Annotated in this window: 17 protein-coding genes; 2 read left to right on the top strand and 15 right to left on the bottom strand. The window is 43.2% G+C overall.

The features are described from left to right. Nucleotides 1-55: 55 nt before the first annotated feature. The 5 genes from RF007C_RS16005 to RF007C_RS15985 form a co-directional block, all read right to left on the bottom strand. Nucleotides 56-646, bottom strand: coding sequence for a helix-turn-helix domain-containing protein (locus RF007C_RS16005; protein WP_037301684.1), 591 nt, complete (start codon nucleotides 644-646; stop codon nucleotides 56-58). Nucleotides 647-842: 196 nt separating this feature from the next. Further along, a complete protein-coding gene (locus RF007C_RS16000; RefSeq protein WP_037301681.1) occupies nucleotides 843-2,570 on the bottom strand; it encodes a dockerin type I repeat-containing protein in 1,728 nt (575 codons plus the stop codon). A 174-nt stretch (nucleotides 2,571-2,744) separates the two neighbouring features. Further along, nucleotides 2,745-3,947: a nicotinate phosphoribosyltransferase gene (pncB, locus tag RF007C_RS15995; RefSeq protein WP_037301679.1), complete on the bottom strand. Its 1,203-nt coding sequence runs from the start codon at nucleotides 3,945-3,947 to the stop codon at nucleotides 2,745-2,747. Nucleotides 3,948-3,988: 41 nt separating this feature from the next. Then, nucleotides 3,989-4,513, bottom strand: coding sequence for a cysteine hydrolase family protein (locus RF007C_RS15990; protein WP_019680411.1), 525 nt, complete (start codon nucleotides 4,511-4,513; stop codon nucleotides 3,989-3,991). A 22-nt stretch (nucleotides 4,514-4,535) separates the two neighbouring features. Further along, a complete protein-coding gene (locus RF007C_RS15985) occupies nucleotides 4,536-5,363 on the bottom strand; it encodes an NUDIX hydrolase (RefSeq protein ID WP_051456739.1) in 828 nt (275 codons plus the stop codon). Between the two features lie 284 nt (nucleotides 5,364-5,647). Here RF007C_RS15985 and RF007C_RS15980 point away from each other — a divergent pair, with 284 nt between their 5' ends. Further along, a complete protein-coding gene (locus tag RF007C_RS15980; protein ID WP_430344454.1) occupies nucleotides 5,648-6,952 on the top strand; it encodes a GGDEF domain-containing protein in 1,305 nt (434 codons plus the stop codon). A 153-nt stretch (nucleotides 6,953-7,105) separates the two neighbouring features. On the opposite strand, the gene RF007C_RS15975 is transcribed toward RF007C_RS15980, so the two are convergent. The 9 genes from RF007C_RS15975 to RF007C_RS15935 form a co-directional block, all read right to left on the bottom strand. Beyond that, the gene (locus RF007C_RS15975) at nucleotides 7,106-7,306 is read right to left on the bottom strand and encodes a hypothetical protein (protein WP_019680414.1); all 201 of its coding nucleotides are present in this window, start codon (nucleotides 7,304-7,306) and stop codon (nucleotides 7,106-7,108) included. A gap of 5 nt (nucleotides 7,307-7,311) precedes the next feature. Then, complete coding sequence (locus tag RF007C_RS15970; protein ID WP_037301675.1) at nucleotides 7,312-8,187, bottom strand: DUF4097 family beta strand repeat-containing protein; 876 nt, start codon at nucleotides 8,185-8,187, stop codon at nucleotides 7,312-7,314. Next, a complete protein-coding gene (locus RF007C_RS15965; protein ID WP_037301673.1) occupies nucleotides 8,180-8,833 on the bottom strand; it encodes a DUF1700 domain-containing protein in 654 nt (217 codons plus the stop codon). The genes RF007C_RS15970 and RF007C_RS15965 overlap by 8 nt, the downstream gene beginning before the upstream one ends. After that, nucleotides 8,820-9,152 carry a PadR family transcriptional regulator gene (locus RF007C_RS15960; protein WP_019680417.1) on the bottom strand — a complete coding sequence of 111 codons (333 nt, stop codon included), beginning with the start codon at nucleotides 9,150-9,152 and terminating at the stop codon, nucleotides 8,820-8,822. Before RF007C_RS15960 ends, RF007C_RS15965 begins: the two co-directional genes overlap by 14 nt. 254 nt (nucleotides 9,153-9,406) lie before the next feature. Beyond that, entirely contained in the window at nucleotides 9,407-10,711 is a 1,305-nt protein-coding gene (locus RF007C_RS15955) for a sensor histidine kinase (RefSeq protein ID WP_037301669.1), read from the bottom strand. Next, complete coding sequence (locus tag RF007C_RS15950; protein ID WP_037301667.1) at nucleotides 10,708-11,388, bottom strand: response regulator transcription factor; 681 nt, start codon at nucleotides 11,386-11,388, stop codon at nucleotides 10,708-10,710. Before RF007C_RS15950 ends, RF007C_RS15955 begins: the two co-directional genes overlap by 4 nt. An 18-nt stretch (nucleotides 11,389-11,406) precedes the next feature. Further along, complete coding sequence (locus RF007C_RS15945; protein ID WP_152537186.1) at nucleotides 11,407-12,798, bottom strand: C45 family autoproteolytic acyltransferase/hydolase; 1,392 nt, start codon at nucleotides 12,796-12,798, stop codon at nucleotides 11,407-11,409. 15 nt (nucleotides 12,799-12,813) lie between these two features. Continuing rightward, nucleotides 12,814-13,572 (bottom strand): ABC transporter ATP-binding protein, encoded by a 759-nt coding sequence (locus RF007C_RS15940; protein WP_037301660.1) that lies wholly within the window; start codon nucleotides 13,570-13,572, stop codon nucleotides 12,814-12,816. Nucleotides 13,573-13,585: 13 nt separating this feature from the next. Continuing rightward, nucleotides 13,586-16,006, bottom strand: coding sequence for an ABC transporter permease (locus RF007C_RS15935; protein ID WP_037301658.1), 2,421 nt, complete (start codon nucleotides 16,004-16,006; stop codon nucleotides 13,586-13,588). A 234-nt stretch (nucleotides 16,007-16,240) separates the two neighbouring features. On the opposite strand from RF007C_RS15935, the gene RF007C_RS15930 reads away from it, so the two are divergent. Then, the gene (locus RF007C_RS15930; protein ID WP_037301655.1) at nucleotides 16,241-17,518 is read left to right on the top strand and encodes a hypothetical protein; all 1,278 of its coding nucleotides are present in this window, start codon (nucleotides 16,241-16,243) and stop codon (nucleotides 17,516-17,518) included. 75 nt (nucleotides 17,519-17,593) lie between these two features. Here the strand turns inward: RF007C_RS15930 and RF007C_RS17590 are convergent, their stop codons facing one another. Next, a complete protein-coding gene (locus RF007C_RS17590; protein WP_082316806.1) occupies nucleotides 17,594-25,030 on the bottom strand; it encodes an Ig-like domain repeat protein in 7,437 nt (2,478 codons plus the stop codon). Nucleotides 25,031-25,060 lie beyond the last annotated feature (30 nt).

Here is a 25,060-nt window from a genome sequence, read left to right as displayed (position 1 = left end):
TCAGATAAAAAGACACTTCTGAATATCAGAAGTGCCTTTCAGTGCTGTTTGATCTTCACGGCTTTATATCACGGTACAGCAGGCCGTGCTCTGTACAGAACCACAGCAGCCTTCCCGAACGGTACATCGGCATGATAAACTGAAGATCCCACTCGGGATACATCTTATATATCATTGCGGCGCTGTCCCTGACATAGGCCACAAAGGAGATATAATGCTCCTTGGTCATTGGATGAGATGAAGATACAGCCCATTCTCCGCCTATGTCCTCCAGCACCAGGGCATCGTTCTCGTCAGCTTTTCTGGGCTCCTCCGCAGTAAGCCTGCTGCCGCAGCAGGTAACCGCCGCCTCTGATGTAGAGGTTATGATATTTCCGCATTTTCTGCATATATAAAATCTCAGTTTTTTCATATTTCCTTTCTCACTTTCATTTTTTTCCAGCTCTCCTGAAAGCAGCACATTTATGTCGGTGCCAAATATCTCCGCAAGACCGTAAAGCAGTGATATATCAGGGCAGCCCTTTCCGCTTTCCCACTTTGATACAGCCTTGTCACTTACACTCAGTTTTTCAGCAAGCTCCTTCTGAGTGAGCTTCATTTCCATTCTTAACCGTCTGATAAGCTCTCCTGTTCTGATCTGATCCATAATATCACCTCTGATAGTATTTATCCTGCTCCCGTGCACCTCATACCTCTATTATAACCCACAGCAGTCCCTGAGTCAATCCACGTTCCGTAGAGTCAGACACAGTATAAAAAGTGCAGGCAGCACCTCTTAACGAAGTACTGCCTGCATATGCTTTCAGATCATGGAAAAATCCTGTTTGAAAATGAATATGTAATTATGTTACAGCGCTGTTATATTTAAAAAAAGTCAGCTGGTATGATTCAATAATATCATTTGAATAACCGAGATACTTTGCAAAATCCTTAAGCTCCTTATTAGTGCTTATACCCGCCATATCACCGTAAGCAAAGAAATTCACAAACTCAGGATCGCCATTCTTCCCGCTGCCGATAAGATAATATTGGTTCATTCCGTAATCATTGTACATTCCCATGAATTCGCCCAGTTCACTGCCAACGTATTTATCTATATCAGCAGACATCTTTCTTGCCCTGATGGTGCTCTCATCAGATATTCTTGTCTTCTTAGCATAAGGCGACTCCATAACAGCCTTCATTTTGTCGTACCAATCGGTATTATCTCCCATTACAGGGTAAAAATCGTCGAAATCAATTTCGGAATTCTTTGAAAAAGCTGTCTGATCCAATGAATAGCCTGTTCCGTTCTCATCGTATACAGTTACTCGCCTGCTCAGCCCCCAGGCACGGTTTAAGTAGATTACAGCAAGCATCGGCTTCGGATCAGCCACTATGCCGCTGAACTCAGAGGTTCCGTTTATGAGCTGCTTTTTCATATTTATAAGATCGAATATGTCAAGCTCTCCGTCCTTATTCATATCAGCATTTTCAGCTTTTTTAAGAGAAACTGCGCCGATCATCCACTTCTGGAAATGCACAACGTCGGAAATACCGAATACACCGTCGCCATTGCAGTCTCCAAGAACGGGCTTGTCACATTCCTCCTTACCGATGAAGCTTGGCATAAGATCAACATCAAAGCTGAATGAATACTCGTTCTCTCTCTGAGGCTCGTACTTGCTTGCACCGCCACTGTAATTCAACTTCAAAGTAGCTGTTCCGGGCTTTGAAGCTTCATATAGGATTATCCTTGCATTTTTTTCACCCAGCATAGGCATTACCGCATGAGAGCCAATATTATACTCCTTGCTCTTGCGGATCTCGGGAACTCCCTCCTGAGAAGTCTCAAAGCTGCAGGCGCTTGTAACGAAACAGAAAACGATGTATTTACCGTGTATCGAAACCACTCCATTGTTTTCTATGTATTCCCTTGCCTCGGTAATGCTGTCTGGAATCCATCCCCACTCGTCCTTCTCTGTGATGTCTCCGTTTTCATCACAGATAAATATGAAACTTCTGCAATTATCAGCATTTGCCGTATAAGGCGAATCAATATCGTCAGTCCATGCAAGGTTGATTAATATAGAATTCGCGGGCTTGAATACATCGACACCGTAACAGATACTCTTATCAACATATTCCATATCTCTTTCACTCACACCAAGCTTTTTCAGCTGTGCAAGATATTCTTCGTAGGAGCCTTCCGTATTCTCATCATAAGTCGGGAAACATAATGTTTTATCAAGAACCTGAAAGTTTTCCTGCTCATTGTAATTGACCGTATTGACAGAACTTATACTTTTCGTAAGGCCCCGACCGTTATCCTTCATTCTGTGAACACAGCAGATATAACCGTCCTTGATCAGCACTTCACCGTATTTATTACCGAATTCAACAGCCGATGCGAAGTCTGATGGCACCCAGTCGGGAAAACTATCCACGCTGTAGTCTTCCGTATAATCCGCCGCACGGATATTGCCTGTGGAAATTTCCTCAGCATAAGCCTCCGTGAGGGACGGAGCTGCTGCGGAAGTAATCATTACAGCCTCTGTCAGAATGGTCAGCAGCTTTGTCTTCAGTTTCATAAATCATCCTCCTTTTCGGAATATTTTTTCTGATATTAATTATAACGTATCAGAGCACAAAAGGTGCGGATAAGATTGTAAATATTCTGTTAACTCTACGATATGCAGGTATAAGTATGCCCCGAAGCAGTGCAGAACTGCTTCGGGCGGGTAAAGGATTTAACCAGCTATAAATTATTTTTTGTCTTGTTCTCTTTTCAGTCTGAACTCCACAGAACTCTTGAGGTACTCGAGGTACTCTTCATCTCTGCACATAGCCTTTCCGGGAGTATCCGAAAGCTTTGCTACCGGACGTCCGTTTACATACTGCAGCTTGATGACGATGTTGAGAGCGTCCTCCTCTGTATCATTGGAGCAGAATGTACCTATACCGAAGGATACCTTTGACTTGCTGCAGAAATACTCGTGGAGCTTCTGAGCCCTGTCAAAATCAAGACTGTCACTGAACAGCAGCAGTTTTGTGGCGGGATCGACGCCGTACTTTCTGTAATGTGCGATTATCTTCTCTCCCCACTCATAGGGATCACCGCTGTCATGGCGGACTCCCGTATAGTTATTTACCATGGAACGATTGAAATCCTTCAGGAAAAGATCAGTCGTGATAGTATCCGTCAGAGCTGTACCGTTATCACCGTCATATTCATCATACCAGTCCTTCATGGCATAGTGATTTGTATAAGCAAGAGGAATGGAATCGATTCCCTGGTACATCTGAACGAACTCATGGGCATATGTACCGATCGGAGTAACATTATACTTCATTGCAAGGTAAACATTTGAAGTTCCCACGCAGCTCTTTGTCTCTGTAACAAGACGCTTTACCACAACGTCCTCCCATTCTCGGGAAAGTCTTCTGCGGCAGCCGAATTCAGCGAACTTGAAGGTATAGGTACCGTCATTCAGTGCCTTTATCTTTGCATCAAGTCTTTCCTCGGCAGACTTTCTCAGCTTTTCGTAATCGAACTTCATGCGGAAGTATACCTCGTTGACTATTTCAAGGAGATATATCTCGAACTGCATAGCCGAGAACAGAGGTCCGTCCACAACGATATTCAGCTCGCCGTTTGCGTCAAGCTCGGCTGTAACGTAATCGCGGATAGGGTGCCATAATCTCAGGAACTCAACATAGTCGTCCTTTATGAAACGTATGGAGCGCAGATAGTCCAGCTCTTCCTTTTTGAAGGTGAGTGAACAAAGATGATCTATCTGGTCGTTTATCTCCTGCACCATTTCCGGAGTGAAAACAACGCCCTTGTTGCGGCATTTGAAGTAGTACTGACCGCAGAGATCTGTGTGCTTATGGAATATTACCTGATCCATATTGAATTTGTACAGATCAGTATCAAGGAGGGAAACAACAATAGGTTCAAGCTTCATAGCATTTATTCCTTTCTTAACGGCATATGCCGGTCATTATTTCAGATAACGTCTATCTGGCAGCTTCTCATTGTTTCAAGTGCTGCCTCGTGCTTGGCGGGAGTTACACCTGCACAGCAGGCTGCGTCCACTGCAATGGCAGTCTCCGGGAAATTTGCCTTCAGCAGCAGAGCGTTGCTGACAACGCATATATCCGTGCAGAGGCCGATGAGCTCAATGTACATTTCTTCATCACCTGCGGCAGCTTTCACCAGCTCGGGAAGCTTTACAGAACCGAAGGTATTCTTCTCAACTGCCGTATAATTTCTCCCCTCAAGGGCAAGAGCGATCTCCTTATTGAGCTTCCAGCCCTCAGTACCCTTTATACAGTGAGGAACAGGGAGCTTTTTGCCCTCGGCAGTTTCCATATAATTCTCAAAGTGAGTATCAAGAGTTGCAAAGATCTCGCCGTCAAATTCAGCTATCTTTTTTACAGCTGCGGGAACTATTGCGCAGGCTTCCGCAGAGCCAAGAGCTCCGTCAATGAAATCCTTCTGCATATCCACTACGATCAAAAACTTTTTCATAAGATCATCTCCTCCGATAATATTATTTTACAGGTGTTTTTCGGCGTCTGAAAAGCATTGCTGGTCTATGGCCGTCGCCGCGGAGATACTCGCCTGTTTCCTCCACGTATTTGCTGACCATACGCCTGAAATTTGCGGGAAGCATTGACACGTTCATAATAGTTTCCTGCACCTTCTGAAGAGCGCTCAGCGTGAACTTATCGGGAAGGAAATCAAAGACGGTTTCGAAGCTCTTTGCGGCCGATCTCAGAGCCATAAGAGCGGCAGCGATGATAGCTGCATGATCGAATGCAAGAGAGCCGCTGTCCACTATGTCGAACATGGTCCTTCCGAAGCTTGCGGACTTTTCTGCAAGTACGGCATTCAGGACAATATCCTCGTAGCTGAGACTGAGACGGAAGATACCGTCTTCCTCCTCTTCAAAGCTCACATTGAACCATTGTGCGTCAGATGCGTCGTCGCAGGCCACCTGCTTTACTGACTCCTCGCTGATAATGGAAACGTAGGCGCTTGAGATTATCCAGCCTCTCGGATCGCGTCCCGGTTGACTGAATATACCCACGGGCATTATAGAGACAGGTCTGACAGAAGTTTCCTCCATGATCTCTCTGAGAGCACACTCCTCCACAGTCTCATCTGACTGCATAAAGCCTCCGGGCAGAGCCCACATACCCTTATACGGGTGTCCGCCTCTCCTGATAAGCAGAAGCGAAAGCTTATGTTCGGGATCTTTGCGGTAGCTGGTCTTTTCTCCGGACCTTATCATGAAAGCCGCTACATCGGCCGTCACGGAAGGTCTTTCGTAATCGCTGAGCTTATACTCCGCAAGGAATTCATTTTCAGTAACCATTGCATCTCTCCTCTCTGTTATTTCTATTATGATAATAACACAAAAGCAATAAGATGTCAAGTACTTTTCAGTAATTTCTCAAAAAAATTTTTCATACTGTAACATAGTTTGTTTTCTCCAACCGATCGGGGAACAACTGTCATTTTTCACAATTAAGCATATCGAACATTGTAGGATAATACAAATAATCTGTAAAGCGCCCTTCAGTTAACAAAATATTCTCATTTTATCACCCCATATATGTTATCATATAATTATCTATAAACATATTGGGAGGAATGATTGTGAATAACAAGTCTTACGAACAATTCACGTTTGAAGATGTAATGTCGTATATAGGCGATACTGTTGACGCCGTTATTGTTATCGACGGAGATGCCGACAAGTACAGAGCGCTTGCCAAACGCGGTCTTTTTGCTGATTATATAAATGACGAAGGAAGCTACAAGAACCTCATAAAAAGACTCTGGTTTCACCTTAACAACAGTGAAGAGACGGTTATCGAGGACTATCAGGTATTTATCCCGACCTTCGGAAAATTTGTCGGAAAATACAGCAAGAGAATAAATATCATACGCGATGATATAACTCATGTTGTACAGATGACAATATATCCCCTGAACAAGGATAACCTCTATATATTCATACTCGATGAACTCGACAGCAGCCAGTATGTAGATGAGACTCTCACCAACAAAAAGGTACATACTATCCAGAACACATACCTCTTCTCAATGTACGTCGATATAGTCAGGGATACCACCAACAGCATAAGCATTACAGAGATCTCCGACGACGTAATGAACCAGCAGCTGAAATACTCGGAATGGCGCATGATGATAGTAAACATGATATGGCCTGACGATCAGCCCGTATTTCTCGAGCGTACAGATCCCGAGTACCTGAAGAAGAACCTCGCTCCGGGACGTACTGCTTCCTTCGACTGTCTTATGATGAACCTCGAAGGCAAGTACATATGGGTAAAGCTCATATTCAGCCGTGCAGAGACCAGCAATGAGGACGACTTCCGATTTGTATTCATGGTGCAGGATATACACGAAAATGCACAGGAACTCATGTCCACACTGAAGAAATACGAAGAGCTCGCCTCAAAGGATCCGCTCACATCACTTTTCAATCACGGACGCATAGAGACAGAGATGTGCAACGCCATAGAAAACAGGAAAAAGAACAATCAGGAAATATCCATGATGATACTGGATATAGACTTTTTCAAGCGTGTAAACGACGAATTCGGCCATTCTGTCGGAGATGTCACCCTTGTACACTTTGCAGATACGGTATCAGCCTTCGTCAAGGATTATACCGCAGTTGCAGGCAGATGGGGCGGTGAGGAATTCGTTGTGGTATTTTACGGAACCGACCATGACGAGAGCATACGCATAGCAGAAGCCCTGAAAGAAAAGATCTCCGAAGAGACATTCAGTAAGATCGGACATATAACCTGCAGCATAGGAGTTACATCTGTAACAGATTCCGACGATTTCAATTCCACCTTTGACCGTATGGACAAAGCTCTGTATGCAGCGAAATCAGCAGGCAGGAACTGTGTCAGATCTGTATTATGAAATCATTAACGATACAAAGGATATTGCATATATAAAGGATAAGCCCCGGAGTGTAATAATAAAACACTCCGGGGCTTGTCTGTATCCCGCGCTTGTACCCAAAGAGCCGCAGTCCTTTGTCCTGCGGCTCCAATATTTAAACTATATCATGTATTAAGAATTCTTTTGTTCAGGCATATCGTCGGCATACTCAAGGTCTGACACGACAACGCACAGTTTTTTTGTGACTCCGCTGTCGAACTCTATGGTAACCACCGTATCATCCCCCAGCGAAAGTGTATCCGTCACAGTCCCTTTTCCGAAAAGGCGATGACGGACTCTGTCGCCTTTTTTTATCTCAGTATGGTCAAGCATGGCATTTATTCTGAAACATCATAGTTTACAGTCTTTGAGCCTATACCTGTGTCAATATCCAACTTGTACTTACTGTTTTTGCCCTCAAAATCTCCGGCAGGATTCGTAAGGTTGAAGGTCATCTCTCCAACTCCGCCGTCAGCGTCAATATCGCCGTTGATAGTACCCCTGAATGAAAACTCGCCAACGCCCTGATCGAGGTCGAGACCGCCGAGAACAGTCTCAAGTATTCTGATCTCGCCTGCTCCGCCGTCAATATCCAGCTTGTCCTCGCAGTTCATGGCGATAATATTGAAGCTTCCCGCACCGCAGTCGATATTTGCGTTCTTACAGCGTATCTGACTGACAGTAACTTCTCCTGCACCGCATTCTATTTTCAGATCATTACAATTGATGCCGCTGATCTTGTTATCCCCTGCGCCAAGATCAAGCTTAAAGCTCTCATAAGCCTGAGCAGGCAGCTGTAATCTTATGACGGGATCTACCTTGCTGCTGCTGAAAACAGTAGAAAACGGAATGAAATTCACTCTTGATGAACCGAAGGTCACCCTGAAGGTGTCTCCCGATACGGACGCCTCGAATTTCTCGGGAACATCCTTGGCCTCGATATTTATATTGTTGTCAGGACTTGCTTCCACGATAAGATCTGCCCATTCTATATCCAGATCCAGGTTTTTTACAGTCTCTGCGCTGAAGCTGTTGCTGTAATCCTTGAATTTATAGTATTTCTTGGTATCGGTATTCCTGAGCATTATATATCCCACAAGGGCTATGACAAGGCCAAGAATGATACATATCAATGCTGCCCAGAGGCTTCCGTTTGACTTCTTTACTGCTGTGTCAGCCTGTCCCTGTACAATGTTGTTATTGTTATCAGACATTTTCTTTTCCTCCTTTTTTGAAAAGACCTGCAAGCCAGCCGCAGAATCTCTTTATACCTCTGCCCATTGCAGGTATTGCTGCGCCGAAAGCAGGCTTGCAGATAAGCATTACAATACCTGTAAGCACCAGCCCGAGGCCGAGAGCTATCATACCTAAAGCAGGGAATTCAAACAATGTAACAATTCCGCCGATGATAAGGCCAACAGCTGCTGCGATGATAGCAAAGATCAGTGAAGCCAGTACTATGATAGCCGTAAAGAGTACGACTACAACTATAATGAGTACAGGCAGCCATATCGGGAATGTGAGTATACCAAGGATAACTCCGAGTGCGATTGCCCCGCCGGAAGCCTTCTTTTTGGGAGGGACGTAACCGTTATCGTAAGATCCCTGCTGCTGAGGAGCTCCCTGTCTCTGGGGAGGCATAACAGGCGCACCGCCTACGTGTATACCGCTTTCACGGAGGATATTTACAGCGACTTCCTCAGGCGAACCCATAGAAGCAGCTGTCTCCTCTTCATTACCGAAGCCTGCATCAAGAAAAACCTCTTCGTAATATGAAAGCGCATCGTTAATGTCATCAGGATTAAGACCGCCTCTTTCCAGACTATTTCTGAGACGGGTAAGAAATTCAAGCTTGTTCATGGTTTTCAGCTCCCTCATTCAATAAAATACTGTCTATTTTTTTCTTATGGTTCCGCCATTCCTCTCTGTACTCCTCCAGAGAATCGTTCCCCTTTGTGGTAATGCGGTAATATCGTCGGTTTCTGCCCATAAACTCCTTATCATAGGTTTCGAGCATTTCACCTTTCTGCAATCGTCTCAGTACCGGATAAAGGGTAGATTCGGAAATGTCCACCGCTCTGCGCAGGTACTGAGTAATCTCGTAGCCGTAGGTGTCATTATTCTGCACTATCGACAGGACCATGGCATCGAGAAGGCCTGCGTTGATTGAAAAACCCATATTTACGCTCCTTTCTGAAACTATATAGTATTTTATGAGTTGTAATATTTAGTTTCTGATAATATTATACGACGTATAATATTAGTTGTCAATACAATATTGTGGTTTTTGTAGAGAATTGTATATCTGCACAATCGGTGCCTTATCACTGCACGTTGTCATTGGTATTTTTTACCAACATCTTCTGATCATACCAATAAAAAACCGCAGGATCACGTATCCTGCGGTGGTGTATATCACTTCTTTGTTCTTTATCAATTCTCTATGTATATAACGAACTCCATTTCGGAGGTCTCATCTATAATACGTGCATGAACGCTTCCGCCCAGTGCCTTGACAGTCTCATGCACCACATACAGACCTATACCGCTGCCCTCCACATCGGCAGCATTTGAGCCGCGCCAGTAGCTCCTGAACACATAAGGTATCTCATTTTCCGGCAGAAGCACTCCCCTGTCCTTTACTGATATACTGAAACCGTCGTCCTGACGCATGATATTTACATAAATACCGCTTCCGTCACCATACTTCACAGCATTCTCCAGAAGCTGGCTTACAGCTCTGAAAAGGGCGTATTTGTCGCTTTCCATTATTGCCTGAGTAGTACATTCCACATTAAATGGTATCCTTTTAAGTGCCATTCTGTCCGAAAACTCTTCTCTTATAAGATCAGCCAGCTCATTGACCGGGAAACGCTCTATCTCTATGTCATAGCCGCCCAGGGAAGAATTTGAAGCCGCCATGAGTTCCTCGGCCATAGCCTCGATCTTTTCCGCATTGAAATCGATCTTATCCGCAATATCCTCTGTCATGCCCTTATCCGAATACAGCCCCGTGCGGACAGCATCGGTATAAAGCTTTATATTGGCCAGAGGAGTTTTTACTCCGTGGGCTATGGAGGTAACCAGCTTCTGATGCTCGCCCTCCAGGGTGTTTATCCTTTTTCCGCCTGCTGCCAGAACATCTGAGAGCATATTCATTCCCCATATGTATCTGCCGAAATAGCGGCTCCTGCTCTCGGGAAGCTTCTGTATATCGCGCAGACGCGCCAGTTTCTCGGGGTATTCCGAGAATTTGCGGAAGGGCTTCAGGATGGCGAAGCTTACATATGAAAGCACTGCGATCATTAGCAGATAGCAGAGCACCATCAAGCCGTTTACCAACCATAAGATCTCGGGGAAAACTCTTTCGTTGTAGGTATACTCCACAAATCCGCAGACATCGCCCTTGCTGTCATATACAGCGCAGACCGCACTGTTTTTGCCTGCTGCCGAACGGAAAACGCCGCTTTTTTCATCGGCCGCAATAAAGCTTATACTATCCGGAGCGTCCTTGCCGTAGGTCTTTTCCCATCCCTGCATATGCTTGGATATGAACTCCTCGCAGGATTCTGCCTTTCCGTCATAGGCAGCGGTTATTTCGCTGTTTATCCTGTTGACGGCAACATTACAGCTGGTCACGCGCTTTTCGGACAGTCTTCTGCATATTATATTGAAGCCTGTTGCAACGGCAACGAAAACCAGTGTAAATATAAGAAATACAGACAAAAATCTCTTCATTTCTGCTCACCGAACCTGTATCCGACCTTCCATACGGTCTTTATGATACCGGGAGAATTTGGATCGTTCTCTATCTTTTCTCTCAGCCAGCGTATATGAACGCTTACCGTGCTTGGTTCGGTAAAGCAGTCACAGCCCCATACTGCATTGAAAAGATCCTCCTTTGACAGTGCCTCGCCCTGATGCTGCATGAAATAGTAAAGCAGTTCATATTCCTTGGCATTCAGCTTCAGCTCTTTTCCGTCCTTGGTGACACGCCTCGATACCGCATCAAGAGTAATGCCCTGACCGCTGATAATATCCCCCTGTTCGTCAGTCCTGTTGCGCTTCATAAGTGCTCTTACCTTAGCTGTCAGCACCCTTACAGAAAAGGGCTTGTCGATATAATCGTCCGCACCTGTTTCGTATCCAAGCAGCTTGCTCTCCTCGTCTGTCATAGCGCTCATCATAAGTATTGGTATATCCTGCTTTTTTCGTATCTCCGCACAGGTCTCGAACCCGTTCATCTTAGGCAGCATAACATCCAGCAGCACCATTCCGAAGTGCTCTTTATCAAACAGCTCCAGGGCATCTTCGGCGGCTCTGCACAGCCTGACCGAAAAGCCCTCCTTCTCCATGAAATCCGTTACGAGCCGCCCCATCTCGGGATCGTCTTCAACTATAAGAATATCTGCCATTATTTTCTCCTGTGTATATCACTTCCATGAACCGAGGTCAATGAACTCAGGACTTGCAACAACTCCGTCCTTACCTGTGAGTACAGCCTGCAATGTATCTGTGGAATAATCGGCAATGACCATATGCACCATGCCTTTACTTCTTATGCGTGTTATCACATTGTCCGTCTTCTCACAGGTCATCAGCTCCTTGAAGCGGCCGATAGTTATATCCTTCTGCCCGCTGAAAAGCTGATTGTATCTGTCCCATCTTATCCTGTTGTTCTTGATAAAGACCAGCTCGTCGGCATTTCCCTTAGCCGCAAAGGAGTTTACCGCGCAGAGGTAATTCGGATCGTCCCATTTTACTCCATTGTTCAGCTCTGTGGAACTGTCACGTACAACGGAAGTTCCGTCCTCATCGGTAACGCAAAGCTCAGCCACGAAAGCGTCTTTTTTGTCAGTGGCAAGAATATTCACACAGTATGGATACTTTTCTGCATTGGCCGTAAGGTATTCAGCCGCCTCACGTGCATTCGTAAAATTCTCAATGGCATATCTCATATCATATGTGTAGCTCTTCCTGCCCTCACAGATATATTTTACCATCTTTTTACTGCCTACGTCAAGCTCCCCCAACATGAGCCCGTCTTCGTTCACCGCAGTCAGTATAGTCATAAAGCCGAGGTATGTTACCGATACATAGCTTTTATCCCCGTTTTTCATATGTACCAGCGCATGAGCACGGCATATCTGATTGTCGCTCCCCAACATCCATTCCAGCACACGGCAGGTTATGCGTTCACCTGTCGCTGTGGTCTTACCGTCAGCCGACAGCGCACTGCATGAAGTTACCCTGAGCACATCAGGTATAAACTGCATCAGTATCGCTTCGTCGTGGCTGATGATACCATCCTCCTTTAATCCCTGTGAATCCCCACTGATCCCTTCGGCAAAGCCGTCAAGCTCCTGCCTGTAATCATGGCAGAGAGCATTGTAGAAGTTCTCGACTCTCTGTCCGATCGCTGAATAATCCCCCTTGAGGTCGTTAAATTCCGCCTTGATATTCTCATAGATATAAGACTCGCACATCTGCTGATAATCAGGGTATACAGCCAGCAGAGCCTCTGCATAGGCTGCGCCGACCTCCTTGCTGCTTCCCTTTTCGTAATCGAGAGTAACATCATAGTAACTCTCCATGCAGTCTATCCTGCACAGTCCGTCCGCGGAGCTAACACTTCTCGTGACCTTTTCCTTCTTAGGCGGGACTCCCTCATAATGGTTCTCCATAAAGCAGGTATCCACAGGCTGAAGAGTGCTTCCTCCCTGGTCGGGCACGGTAAATCCCTCATAGCCGTTTGTCCTTCCGCAGCCGGTCAATACCGCTGCCGCCATTATCAGAGACGCAGCGGAAGATAATATCCTTTTCATACCCATATCACTTCCTTACCAGCCCTGCTCCATGAGCCAGCTGCTCAGTCTGCGCTCTCTTGAAACCAGCTCACCGTCATCCAGGAGCTTGCCCAACTCGAGTTCGCCCTGAATATCACCGTCCATAAGGTATATGACCTTATCGCTCATAGCAGCAACCTTGATACTGTGAGATACCATCATTATACTTGCGCCGCTGCGATTGGCATTTACCAGCTGGTTCATAACATCTGCTGCGGCTTTTGAGTTAAGAGCGCCTGTGGGCTCGTCTGCGAACAGCAGCTTCGGAGAATTTATCAACGCCCTGCAAAGGCAGGCTCTCTGGAGCTGTCCGCCGGAGACCTCGTTGATGCTGTGCTCGGATATGTCTATGATGTCAAGGCTGCGCATGAGCCCCTCCGCACGTTTGTTGGCTTCCTTATGATCCGTTCCCGCCTGATATGCAGGAAGCACGATATTGTCAAAAACGCACAGCTTCTTCATCATATACATCTGCTGGAAAATGAATCCCATTTCGTTCAGTCTGAGCTTTGCAAGGTCCTTGCGGTTCATGGAACCTATATCCCTGCCGTTAAACTCCACCTTGCCCGAGGTCATGCTGTCCATGCCGCTGACAGTATAGAGAAGAGTGGATTTACCGCTTCCGCTTGGGCCCATAACGGTGATAAAATCTCCCTCTTCAAGCTCAAAGCTGACATTTCTAAGCACATTGTTGCTGTATTTCTTTATGATATAGGTCTTGCATAGCTCCTTTACGGATAAAATCGTACTCATCTTTTGATCTCCCTTATTCCTCGGATATTTTCCATATTTCGATATTGCGTACTCCCCTTGAGGTCGCCCATGTCGTCAGGAGCACAGTTCCCGCAATGAGCGCAGGTATCAGAACAAAGCTTATTGGAAACTCAAAGAAGAATTTCATTCCTGTAGCGTCATACTGTCTCAGGAAAAGATTGAAAAGCTTTGAGCCCAGGCTCCAGATTATGATCTCTCCAAGTATTACGGAGATCACCACCAGCACAGCCATTCTTATAATATATGCTCTCTTCACTGTTCCTCCGAGGAAGCCCATACTCTTGAGCAAGGCGGTCTCGGATGCCTCTTCGGATATGAATATATTCACATAAAGATAAGTGATCAGTATAAGTACGAACACAACAACCGAAGTCATCACCTTTTCGAGGACTTCAAAGAGCTTGTCAAACCTATCCATTGAGTTCAGTAAAGCCTGCCTCTGATCCATTACGATCTCGCTGCCGAATACCTCACGGAGCTGATCCAGTACGGCAGGATGCTCGGATCTCGGAGCGTCTATGACCCAGCCTGTCCAGTTTGTTCCATACTTGTAGCCTTCATCGTATTCGTCGCCCATTATCAGTACAGGGTATCCGTTTTCCATATAATCAAATATTCCCGTGATAACGATCTCCTTTTCTTTGAGCTCCAAACCTGTTTTATCCTCATTGTTCTCTTCTATTTTTATCTTAAGCACATCACCGATCTGAACGCCCAGTTTTTCTGCGGTAAAGGCACTCATTGCCGCTTCATTTGCCAGCTTCGGAGCTCTTCCGCCCTTCCTGTAATCGAACTTTTCGGGCTGTCCTTTCTGCCATAATACATTGAAGGACTTTATGGTGTCCTTATACTCCATTTCGCCGTCGGTCGCATAAAAGTACTCAATATGTGCAGGTATATTGTTTTCGGCCATTCTCCTGTTCAGTACATCACTGATGTTTTCTCCGTTCTTGTCTGCTTCTTTACTGATATCATCATAAAAATCATTTGACAGATCCAGCTCAAAATCCAGAGTATGGATAAGCCATGTCTTTGTATATTCAACGGAAATACAGCTGTTGCGCACATTGAATACGAGCAGTACGATGGCAGCTCCCAGAGTATAGGCTATCACAAGGAATATGTACCTCTTGAAGCGTCCCAGAACATCGCTGAGTCCGAGAAAAAGAGGCACCGACATTCTTTTGCGCCTGTGAAGGAACATGGGAGCGCTCTTGCTGAAGCGTTCGCCGTGGTTCTCACCGTGTATGGCATCTATTACTGATATTTTATTTATCCTGCGCATTACCAGCAGTGAGAAAAATATCATCAGTAATATAATAACAGATACCGATACTACGCCTATGAGTATCATCTGCCAGCGCTCGGGAAGGATACAGTCCGGACCGAACATATTCACTACATTCGACGACAGCGGCAGTCCCGCTGCTATGCCTATGATGCCACCGACAGCGGCGAAGGCTATATACTTGGCTGCAAACAGCCAGCGGAAGCGGAGAGAATCCACTCCGAGAGCCTTCATCATACCTATCTCCTTCTCTTCATTCTTCAGTTCTGCAACCATAGTAAAGCGGATAGTCATGAAGATAATGGTTATAAGGAAGATACTGGTTATTATAACGAATAAGGAGATTAACTCCGTGATCATAAGCTCATCGCTGAAAGTAATGGCATTTGCTATGCCGTAATATCCGGCTTTAATACTCTCATCGTTTTCCATATCCCTGAAAAGTGCCTCTATCCTGCCGTAATCGCATTTATTCATCCTGATGCAGTAAACTGTGTCCGAATTGACTTTGCCTGCGCTGAGCACCTCATAATCATCGTCAGATACGATAAAACGTTCCAGATATTTTATACTGTTATTCTTGAAGAAATTGCAGACCTCAAGCTCATAGATATTTCCCGTTTCCGAGGTATACCTGACCTTATCGCCGATCTTTACGCCTGTCTCGTCCCTCGTTGATACAGACAACGCTATACAGCCGTTGGGCACATAAAAGGGCTTGTCATTCAGATCATACACCAGATCAAAATCACGCGGAAGCATCGAAAAAAAACTGGTGCTTTTTTCAGAGTATCCCTTCTCCTCATCAAAATCTGGGAAATCAACGCTGCGGCTGTTAACCCTGAACATTCTCGTCTTTGTCCATTCCTTTACATTGTCATGGGTGTCAAGGAATGGCTCTATGCTTTTATAATCGTCTTCATTATCCGAATAATAATTCACTGCACCGAGAATGAAATCCGAAGGCCTGCACATTTTCTCCGCAGTGGTGCTGCGTGCAAGGTTGGAGTATATCTGCACGGAACCCACGAATACCAGTACAGATGCTATTGCTATGAACAGAAATATTATAATATTAAGACCTTTTTTGCATTTCAGGTCGTTTTTCAGCATCTTGAAAAACATATCATTTCCCTCCGATGTTCGTTTCACTGATAATATAATATCACACAGAAGATTAAAAAGTCTTTAAAAAAAACTATTTTTATTAAATTATATCATACTGACCTTTTGTATTCAAGGCGTTAGGAAAGTGAAAAATTAGCGAAAATCGCAAGAAGTGTGATGACAAACTCATTTTAATATGCTATAATGTATAAAGAATTATTATTTTATAGATCATTTTTCGGAGGTCTAACTATGAAAAAAATTCTTGCACTTGTGTGCATAACCGCTCTTTTATGCGGTTGTTCAGATAAAAACAACAGCAAAAGCTCATCGGGTGGCTCTGCTGTGAATAATCAGGCATCAGGCAACAATGCTGCTACAGAAGCCACAACTGACGATATTATACCCGAGGCCACCGGCGAGCAGGGTATAGATACATCCTATGAGGCTCCCGTGATTGGCAATGAGATAGATATGAGCAACGTGGAGAATGTCAGCTGGAGCTCTCTTTACCGTTCCGCTCTGAATGATTTCAAGAAGTCGGAAAATTTCGGTGAAACAGCACGCTTCAGTATCTACGATATAAACGATGACAAGATACCTGAGCTCATAATATCATACGGTTCTTCAGACGATAAGACCTATCTTATAAGAAGTCTGAATATTGACAATACATACACCGAATTCGAACCTATCACCAAATGCGGTGATCTTCTCTACGGCATGAAAAGAAGCCTGCTGGCAACCTATAAGTATGATTATGAAAACCAGGTACAGGACGTTCAGGTCTACCGCCTCAAGAATTCAAAGCTTGCCAATGTATATACCTTCCAGATGACAAGCAATGAGTGCAAGGTCAACGGTCAGGTCGTTTCCGATAATCAGTACAATGAAGAATACAACAATCTCTTTGACGGCTTCATCAAATCAATGGGTACAGACCACAGCTTCGATGACGACATAATAAATGCTGCTTTAGGCGAAATGGACGACTGGAAGGAAGCGTTCTGCGCCGTACTTACAGACTACCTCAAATACAAGAAGAAATATGATAATAACTTCTACTCACTTATGGACATAAACGGTGATGAAATTCCCGAGCTCTTCGTTTCGGGCGGCGCTCCCTATGCACCGTATGTTGACGTTTACGCATGGAACGGATGTCCTGTTCCCGTCGGCAGCTTCGGTACAGACGGAACTATCCTGTACTATCCCGAAAAGAACCTGCTCCTTACAGAATACGATAATCCGAGCTATTCCGCAGGAAGCTTCTATTCCTTCAATAATGTATACAAATTCGAAGCGGGTATAAGCTACGGCAACAACGAAAACAGCAAGAAACAGGATGAGAATGTTACTGTTGTATACAAGATCAACGGTGAAGAAACAGATAAGAGCACTTATGAAAAGACAGTAAAGGAAAGCAAAAAGGGCAAGGCCTATGTTCTCGGACTCGATAACGATGTTACCGAGGAGAATATAAAGGCTCTCAAAGAAGGAAAATACACCAAGCCCTCGGAAAAGAAATAATATATCGGAATTCCCCGCACAAGCGGGGAATTTTTTTGCAAAGGAAAAGCACCTGTAAAAACAGGTGCTTTTTTATCAGTAAAGTTTCTTCTTTCTGATCCTTATTATGATGAATGCTATAATTGCTGCAAGAAGTGCGGCTGAAGCTATTATGATCCACAGCCAGAAATATCCGATATAAAGATTATCTATCTCCTGTATACTGTAAACGTTTCCTGCTTCATCCTCAAGCTTGACGCCAACACTGTGCCAGCCCTTTTCAAGTTCGAAGGAAAGGCTCTTGTTATCAGAAGAATAATCAAATGGGATCTCCTTGCCGTTATCATATACCTTACAGTTCTCCATCTCGAGCTGCTCGTCAATGTTGCTTACAGTTATTGTACGCGGCTTGCTTCCGATAAACCACTTCCATGACTTGAATGTCTTGGGAAGTGTACAGCTGGGCTCGATGTTATCGATATGGAGTCTTCCAAGGTCTATTCTTGAATTCTTGTTCTTTACCGACAGATAAAGCTCTGTATCGGTATCGTCCTGGAAGTTCTTCTTGAAGTAATCTGAACCGAGAATGAATCTCGAGATATTTACCCCGTACATACTTGCATCATCATTTGATTTGAGGTTCGTTACCTTTTCATCGCCGTTGTAGTCCCTGAGTACGATCTTTACATCAGAATCCTTTTCAGAGAATACCACGATCTCGATATCACTGAAGTTATCAGGTCTCTTGCTTATAGGATCTCCGTTCTCATACTGGAACGAGTACCAGCCGCTCTTTCTTACAATGCTGCTGTTAGGAATATAAGCAAGTACATCAGTATCGACAAGTCTCATATAAGTATTCGAGTTGAGCGGGCTCTCATTGCCTGCCTTATCGACTGCTATGAGCTCCAGTGCGTATACACCGTCCTTGTCAAATTCGGGGAGAGCAAACTTTGTGCTCTTTATGGTTCCTGTCTTGTCCTTATCTTCGGGAAGATACATATACTCAGGTCTGATATCTGCCAGTTCCTTACCGTTCTTATACTGCGGAGCGTATACTGTCAGGATATACTTGAGATGGTCGAAGTTAGCGTCCATGAATTCTACGCTGGGCTTCTCTGCATCCTTCCTCGATGAAGGATATACATCAAGGAATTTCTGAGCATTTGAACTGTCAACTCTCTTGCCGTTCTTTTCCTTGACCTCGGGCTTTGTAGTATCAAGCTCAAATATCTCTGTGCTCTGTAAAGCTGCACTGTTGCCTGAAGGATCGGTAGGTGCTACCTCTATCCTGTATACGCCGTCCTTTCTGAGTCTTGCAGAAAGCTTATGGGTATCGTTGTCAGACTTCCAGTCGCCGTGAGATATTACTGAATATGTTACGTCTTCAAATCCTGTGTTGTCGTGTTCTGAACCGGGATCCTTATGCCAGATCCTGAGGCCTGTTCTGTCGGGATCAAAGTTGTGCTCGACAATAGTGATCTCGATATTGCTTGCACTGCTGAGATAGTTTCCTGTCTTTTTATCAGTAAACTTATCAAAGTTGTTAGTAACTACAGGTGCTGTACCGTCAACATAGAACTTTCCGACCTTGCCGCGGTCCATTTTGACTTCTGCCCTGTGACCTGCTCTGTCTGTTCCTCTGATCTCAAAAGTAAAGTCACCCTCACCGAACTGAAGTCTTGCAACGTGCTCGGTTTTGGAACCCTGAACATCTTCAAAGTGTACAGCAGGCACTGAATCGCCAAATGTATTTCTTATTGTTGTATTAATAAGAGCTTCATCGAAGTTGCGCTCTGTGACTTTGATATTGATAACGGGAGGATTCTGCGGACTGTAGTAATTGGTGTTATCGATTCCATCGTTTATATCGACCTCAATTACAGGATCAGTCTTGTCAACGGTGAATTCCTCACTCTGCAATGTGTCAGCAGTGTTTCTTGAATTATCATCAGCATTTACTGTTATAACAACGTCATTATAATCATCGTCAATTGTAAATGTTCCCTTAATCTCCATAAAGATATTGTTTTCCTTCTTTACGACTACCCAGTTATCATTTATCTTATCGCCGACTCCGAGGTTTGTATAATCGCTGAGATTAAAGCTGCCGCATTCACTTTCAAGCCTGCCGGTATCACTGGTTACATTGTAGTTAACCACGCGGATACCTGAGAGGTTGTCCTTGATTACTACTTCTGCAGTTACATCTGACGCATAGAGCTTATTGTTTCTTGCATCAGAGAATCTTGTGTCGTTTATGCCCGAGATAGAAAGCTCGGGAGGAGTATTATCAGTTACATAAGCATCTGTGGTCTTTCTTTCTGAAGAATGTCCAACCTTATCGTATACTGTTGTATAGATTCTTCCCTTAAAGTTCTGGGGGATCTTAAGACAAGCAAAACCAACATTTTCATTCTGCTTATCCCGATCAAGCTGTCCATTCTGAGCGCTCTGGTTGTTCTGATCATCCTGATTGGTCTGATCATCCTGATTGGTCTGATCATCCTGGTTGGTCTGATCATCCTGGTTGGTCTGATCATCCTGGTTGGTCTGATCATCCTGGTTGGTCTGACCATCCTGGTTAGTCTGATCATCCATTACTTTCTGTTCATTATTGACATAGAGTTCTTTCATCTTATCAATAATATTAGTACCCGGTGTGACCTCAACTCCGGACTTTTCCAGAACAAACTTGAAGAATTCATATTCCTCAGATCCTTCTTCGGGCATTTCTTCAGCTGAAAATACTGTCTTGCTTCCAGTTTCAGCGCCTTCATCTGTAGACGCACCCTCAATGTAAGGTCTGAGTTCATAATCAACTCTGCTCAATCCTGAGGACGGAGCTGCATCAGTTAACTTGAATATTGTATAGAACTCTTCCTTAAAGAAGTATCCATACCTAAAATCATCCAGAATATCGATTACTCCGCCTTCACTTGATTCGCCTATTTCATCCGAAGTCTTAGGATTAAATATGAAATTACGTATAACGGGATCTATATCGTCCAGATAATATGTGAATTTAAGTGTCTCTGCCTTGTTTCCGGAGTTATCAACAGCTTTGATTTTCAGCGTGTACTTTCCATCCAGAGGCTGTGACATATCGCTGGCTTCAATAGCCTTCTTAAGCTCATCAGTGTCGATACCGAAATAATAATCATTATTATTTCTTTCTCTTTCAACCGGGAAGATCTCAAATTTCTTGAAGTTTTCAGGTGTTAATACAAGCGATTCTTCCTTACCGTTATTATTGAAAGCCAACTCAAAAGTAATATTGTTGATACCGGACTGAAGATCACCGATCTTGACAATAAAATGCTTGTTCTTAGCATACCAAATATCATCTTCAATAGACTTTATGTAATTTTCAAATTCCTCATTGCTTCTTACATGGAGAGAACAGCTTTCAAATGCTTCGGCTGTTTCCTCACTGAGGCTCTCGGTATTTTCGCCGTTTTCTTCATTGTTATCAGCGGATTCCGTACTTTCTGTGGTCAGCTTGTCGCTTATGGGGAAACCGATCGCTATTTCAGGTGCATTGTTTTCAACAATAACAAAATTCTTAGGTGTTAATTCTTTATCTTCCGTATAAAAGCTGAAACTCTTACCTTCATTTTCCTTGCCGCAGAAATCCTTGATAATTACCTGCAGATCATCAAATAAAACGTCGTTATCGGAAAGATGAAGTGTGAAGAAATACGCTTTACCTTCAGAAGTATGCGGTCCGCTATACTCTTCATAATCTATAGCATTTGTTACCTTTTCTCCTGAGCTGTCAACGTAGGTGAATTCCAATGACTCGATACCACTGTCATTCTTTGGCTCATCTACATCTACCCTGATCAATACGGCATCATTTGAACAAACACCAAACTCAAAGAATGCCAGAGTTTGAACGTCTATTGATTTTGTAGGCCATGCTGTAACATTTTTTATCGAAGGAGCTTTTGTGTCAACATGAATGACCTGATCTAATTTAATATCATGTCTTGCATTGTCTTGTCCACTGATGTGCAGCCAATAAGTCTTATCTTGTTTTAAGTTTATCTTTTGCTTAGTAACTTTATCAATAAGCTTAATCTCAATGACAGTATTTACACTCTGAGCATCATCATCATTATCCGATTCCTTCTCAAATGACCATTCAGCTTCAAAACCGTTAATCTGAACCTCTTTAATTGCGTCCTTTCTGATACCGGCATAATTATCCTTGACTGTTACGCGCAAAACAGCATCGTCAGTTTCTTTAAGCCAATAGTCGTTCTCGGTTCCAGTTATTTTACGTTCAGAATTCAAACCGTTAGTTTCTTCATAAATATTACGTGTCAATTTGATAAGATTATCATCTTCATTAAGAACAGTTTCCAGAGGTGGTTCTTCCTCTTTATTTGGGTCGCCGTGCTTGAATACACCGACTTTGAGGAGATACTTGTTATACTTATCCTGCTGCTTCTTTAATTCTTTTTCTCTGTTTTCATAAGAAGTCACATTTCCTGCTGTGTCAACTACATAAATCTGGAATTCGTAGCGTCCGTTTCCAAGGCCTGCTTTATCGAGATCTGTAATTGGCTTTCCGTTATCCGTAACTGTTGCATCTTTATGAAGAGGAATGCGTATTGTATGATTTGATGATTCAGTTTTGAACGGAGAATATGTGTAGGTCGTTTGCTCTCCGTTATCTTTTTTCGCTTTAATTATTATCTGACTTATAGCGCCATTATTACCGGCGTTATTCGTATCAGAGAACCTGAGTTCAATGAATCTATCTTTTCCATTGAGCCATGTACGGTCAGATGTCCTTGAAGCCCAGTAAGTTCCACCGTCCTTAATCCTCTGATTCGCCTTACCGTCTTTGTTTATAAAGAAAATATCGCACTCTGGCTTTTTATCATCATATACAAATTTACTGCTGACTTTATTTATATCGCTGTCTGAACCCAGCTTATCAAGCCTGGTCTCCAGTTCCTTGCACAGATCACCAAGTTTAACAGGGTAAGTCATATTTTCCTGATCATTGATCAGGAATTCGACCTCAGATACAGCTGAAAGTTCTTTAACATCAACGATAGCAAGTACATAATCTTCACTGCCTATTTCAGCAGATTTATCAGCATAATTTTTTATGATGCTATCAAGATAACTGAGAGCATTTTCATCCTTATATATAAAGTCTGCATCCGTTTCTTTCAAGCTGTTTAAAAAAGCTTCAAGGCTATCAATTACGCTTCCATCATTATCTGTAATAGGATAAAGCTTTGCAGAATAATTAGTATTATTGACTTTAACTTCTCTTATACCTGACGAATGTGCTCCGTTAGTATTATCCTTAATGATAAAAGCAAGCTTATAATTTTGATTTGTATAATTTCCGTAGGGTAAAACATTGATACCATTGATATCAGGTTTTTTATCGTTTTCGTTATCGATATAGAACCATGACAGTTTCACCTCAGGAGGCACAGTGTCAATATGTGATTCTACACTTACCGGCTCCAGTTCAACCACATTTCCTGCATTATCTGTCAATATAACAGAAAATGCAAAATTTTCATTTTTTATGTTCGAATCGTTTTCAGAAGGATATTCAACTGCATATGTAAACTCTATCGTACCGTTAGCGTTCTTTACTACTGTACTACCTGCAGGTTTATATGAGGGTTGGAAATCCCATTTACATCTTACACTACGTATACCGCTTTCGGCATCATTGACTGTTCCAGTCAAAACGATATGAGATTTTTTCGTATCATTTTCTACATTATCGAAATCAACTTTGTACCATGCATCATTAGGATATTTACCTTCGCCGACTACAGCCTTTGGCTTGATTTGTTCAAGAGTAAAATCCTTGATTTCCTTATAGTCGGATGATTCATTATCTATAGCCTTGATATTGATCTTCTGTTCCTCATCCTCAGGGTGTCCGTCACTAACTATAAGTACAGGGTCACTGTAAGTGTATACATCAGCGTTTTCAGCGGGGACATCAATGGGGAACTCAGCATAGTAGTAATGCAGGCCATTCTTGTCCACCATGGTGTACACACCATTGGTGCATTCCGTCTTAGGAATTGTAGTAGTTGTTGTGGTGGTCGCAGCAGCAGTTGTTGTTCCCGAAGCATCAACTTTGGTTGTAGCATCAGCTTTGGTCGTAGCGGCAGCTGTTGTTGTGGTGGTAGTTGTAGTGATCATCTTCCATATATTGATACCTGTATTAATACTGGTATTGCATGGGATCGTCACAACTTCAGTTGTTTTACCTTTCTTGCGATTCAGCTGAAGGCTTATCCCTGATACGTCAACATTCTCTTTTCTGGTAAATAATACCTTGATTACAGAATTCGTTTTTGTAAAATAACTGTCACCGACGATAGAATGGTTTTTTTCCTTTTCACTATCGGTAACACTCTCAGTTTTTTCGGGAGTGTAAATCGTTGCACTTTTTACTTCAGAAGGATTACACGGTATATAACTGTATTCAAGTTCCATAATCTGACTTTCGCCATTTTCAGTTTTTTTCAAGTAATATTTTACAGCCTTTTCTTTATTAATTTCGCCATCTTTACGCTCTATAGTTATTTTACTATGATAATCACCATCTGATGTAAGGCAAAGCTTATAATCTTTATTATTACTCTTGATTACACGATCCTCTTTAAAATAAACCTTCTCAGTCGTCTTTGGAATAAAGTCAAGATCATCGATACTGAAATCAGCACCTTTTATCTCAAACTGCTCACCATTTTTAGCCAATTTAAAAGAATAAATATCACTTTTCGAAGATTTAAAATTTATAAAATTATATTTACCAATACCTGAAGATGCATTTGCATCTACTTCACAGGTGAAGGTAACACCTTCCTCAAGATATTTTTTCTTGCTGGTTTTTAGCTCACAATCAATACTTTTAGGCACCTCATTTCCCCATGTGATGCTTTTCACTTTAGGATCGACCTTAACAATATGACTGACTGGAACTCCCCACTTTTCTAAATAGGTTTTATCATAATCTGTTTTATGGATAAGTTCATACTCCTGATTATCAGATTCATTTTTGAACTTTATATCAGTCAGCTTTACATGTACAGTATAGACCTTATCTTCTTCCAAAACTTCGAGTTCTGCTGAAAGAGGAATAACTTTGTTTTTATATTCTACTGACAATGACTTTATCGAGAATTCTTCATTCTCTTCAACAACCACAAGTGTAGGAGAGTTACTTCTCAAGTCAATTTTTTCCTTAGGCTTGGTGGTTGTAGTGGTAGTTGTCGTTGTTGTTGTCGTTGTTGTTGTCGTTGTTTTCTTTGTCGTCGCAGACGTTGTTGTCGTTTTCTTTGTCGTTGCGGACGTTGTTGTAGTTGCTGTTGTCGTATTTTCGGCAGCACCGGGGTCTTCAGATCCATTACCGTTCTTTTCAGAAACTGCCGAAGTTGTCGTTGTATTTTCCCCCGCTTCCGCAAAGGTTGTATACGGGACAGCGTTGAATACCATCAACGCCACCATAATAACTGACAGAAGCTTTTTCTTCACAATAAACACTCCAATCTTGTATAAGGACAA

The sequence above is a fragment of the Ruminococcus flavefaciens 007c genome (assembly GCF_000571935.1).
GTDB classification, from domain to species: Bacteria; Bacillota; Clostridia; order Oscillospirales; family Ruminococcaceae; genus Ruminococcus; species Ruminococcus flavefaciens_F.
Note: the sequence above shows the minus strand (reverse complement) of the source record. Positions and strands in the feature narration are given on the sequence as shown.

Coding starts and splice junctions, on each gene's coding strand:
- RF007C_RS15955 (WP_037301669.1), bottom strand. CDS start 10,711: ATGAAGAGATTTTTGTCTGTATTTCTTATATTTACACTGGTTTTCGTT.
- RF007C_RS15970 (WP_037301675.1), bottom strand. CDS start 8,187: ATGTCTGATAACAATAACAACATTGTACAGGGACAGGCTGACACAGCA.
- RF007C_RS15930 (WP_037301655.1), top strand. CDS start 16,241: ATGAAAAAAATTCTTGCACTTGTGTGCATAACCGCTCTTTTATGCGGT.
- RF007C_RS15965 (WP_037301673.1), bottom strand. CDS start 8,833: ATGAACAAGCTTGAATTTCTTACCCGTCTCAGAAATAGTCTGGAAAGA.
- RF007C_RS15975 (WP_019680414.1), bottom strand. CDS start 7,306: ATGCTTGACCATACTGAGATAAAAAAAGGCGACAGAGTCCGTCATCGC.
- RF007C_RS15985 (WP_051456739.1), bottom strand. CDS start 5,363: ATGGTTACTGAAAATGAATTCCTTGCGGAGTATAAGCTCAGCGATTAC.
- RF007C_RS15945 (WP_152537186.1), bottom strand. CDS start 12,798: ATGAAAAGGATATTATCTTCCGCTGCGTCTCTGATAATGGCGGCAGCG.
- RF007C_RS15990 (WP_019680411.1), bottom strand. CDS start 4,513: ATGAAAAAGTTTTTGATCGTAGTGGATATGCAGAAGGATTTCATTGAC.
- RF007C_RS15950 (WP_037301667.1), bottom strand. CDS start 11,388: ATGGCAGATATTCTTATAGTTGAAGACGATCCCGAGATGGGGCGGCTC.
- RF007C_RS15960 (WP_019680417.1), bottom strand. CDS start 9,152: ATGGGTTTTTCAATCAACGCAGGCCTTCTCGATGCCATGGTCCTGTCG.
- RF007C_RS15940 (WP_037301660.1), bottom strand. CDS start 13,572: ATGAGTACGATTTTATCCGTAAAGGAGCTATGCAAGACCTATATCATA.
- RF007C_RS15935 (WP_037301658.1), bottom strand. CDS start 16,006: ATGTTTTTCAAGATGCTGAAAAACGACCTGAAATGCAAAAAAGGTCTT.
- pncB (WP_037301679.1), bottom strand. CDS start 3,947: ATGAAGCTTGAACCTATTGTTGTTTCCCTCCTTGATACTGATCTGTAC.
- RF007C_RS16000 (WP_037301681.1), bottom strand. CDS start 2,570: ATGAAACTGAAGACAAAGCTGCTGACCATTCTGACAGAGGCTGTAATG.
- RF007C_RS16005 (WP_037301684.1), bottom strand. CDS start 646: ATGGATCAGATCAGAACAGGAGAGCTTATCAGACGGTTAAGAATGGAA.